This window comes from Microbispora sp. CL1-1 (genome assembly GCF_012034195.1).
In the GTDB taxonomy this organism is placed as follows: Bacteria; Actinomycetota; Actinomycetes; order Streptosporangiales; family Streptosporangiaceae; genus Microbispora.
Genome location: NZ_JAATEK010000150.1, coordinates 1 through 857 on the forward strand (window position 1 = coordinate 1; position 857 = coordinate 857).

The 857-nt window shown below is 75.0% G+C and carries 1 protein-coding gene; it reads left to right on the plus strand.

The annotated features are described in order from the left end of the window. Positions 1-670 precede the first annotated feature (670 nt). On the plus strand, positions 671-857 hold a 187-nt coding region (locus HCK04_RS41730), incomplete at its 3' end, for a hypothetical protein (RefSeq protein WP_205831297.1).

The following is an 857-nucleotide window of genomic DNA, read 5'->3' on the forward strand; positions in this document are numbered from 1 at the left end:
ACCCCAGCGACGCCCCGGGCATCGTGCCCGCCGACGCACCCGGAGCTGATCCGGGTGACGCCCCGGGAGCTGCTCCCGGTGACGCACCCTGCGACGCTGCTTGCGCCGTCCCCGGCGTCCCACGCCCGGCTCCCGGTGTCCCCGACATTTCCGCTGCCCCGGTCGCGCAGCAGCAGCGTGCCTCACCGTCGCACCGGCACGTGTCCTGGCCGTCGCACCGGCACGTGTCCTGGCCATCGCACCGGCACGTGTCCTGGCCATGCCGGCAGTCCCCCGCAGGCCGAGGCCCGGCGTGGGTGTGACGTGCGGAGGCGTCCTCGGGAGGAGGATCCGGCCACGCCGCCTCCGAAGACGCCGCCGCCGAAGACGCCGCCTGAGATGGCGCTGCCTCCGAGTGCTCTGCCTGCGATGGCGACGCGCCCCAAGACCCCGCGCCCCAAGACGCCGTGTCCCAAGACGCCGTGTCCGAAGGCGCCGTGTCCGAAGGCGCCGTGTCCGAATGCCCTCCACGGTCGGCTGGCCATGCTGCCCCGCGCCGTGTGGTGTGCGGTGCTCCAGACGGGGCCGCAGCGCGGTCGCCGTCGCCGCCTGTGGCGGGCGCGGTCTCGTGGCGCTCGGCAGAGCTGGTGCTGACGGTCTCTCCGCCCTCGGCGGAGGCGGTGCTTGCGGTGTGGTCGCCCTCGGCAACGGCGGTGCTTGCGGTGTCGGACGGCTCGCACTCGCCGGGCCGCCGCTCACTGGCATCGCTACCCGTACCGGCACCTGCCTCGGCCTCGGCAGTGTCGAACTCGTCGGCTTCGGCGGGCGCAGGGTCGCCAGCGTTGTCGGCGTCGGGGTGGTCGGTGCCGCCCGCAGTG